1 pseudogene is annotated in these 616 nt (G+C 60.9%); it reads left to right on the forward strand.

The window, feature by feature from the left end:
- Positions 1-616 (forward strand): annotated as a pseudogene (locus A6U87_RS19805) (hypothetical protein); the annotation flags it as partial.

Consider the following 616-nt stretch of genomic DNA (forward strand, 5'->3'; position numbering starts at 1 on the left):
GGAGGACTTCCTGAGCCTGGGTCCCATGGGCGAGCGGCTGGTCGGCACCGGGTCTCACCTCCAGGTCGACGCGAGTGTCATGGACATACTCTCTGCGACAGCGCTCGCGGCCAACCAGAAAAACCAGGTTGCCGTCAATCTCGCCGGCGCTGTGCCGGGGCTGACCAATGTGACCCTTAAGCTTTCGATCGGTGAACGTCCGAAGGGTGTTGCATCAAATGCCGTCGGCGCGACCGGCGCCGCGGTAAGGACAGCTCAGATCCGGCTTGCGATTGAAGCAAGCGTTCCCGGGCTTGGCGCTGTTGCCGGCATGAAGGTGCGGGTCCCGGTTTATATCGAGGCAGCCTACGCCGAGGCGAAACTCTCAAGTTTCAGCTGTCTTGGTGGAAATCCGAGAAACGCCAGCATCGGCGTCGATGTTGTGCCCGGTGTCGCTGAAATAGCGCTCGGAGATGTCGACCCCACGGCAATGGCGAATTTCGGCAGCAAGCCGCGTGTGACGCCAGCGATGCTGATAGACGCCACACTCCTGAAGGTCAGCGGGATGGCCGATGTGAACTTGACCAACACCGCAAAGACGCGCCTGACCTTCCAAAGCAACGACATTACCGCCAAG

It is taken from the genome of Rhizobium sp. AC44/96 (assembly GCF_001692185.1).
GTDB lineage: Bacteria > Pseudomonadota > Alphaproteobacteria > Rhizobiales > Rhizobiaceae > Rhizobium.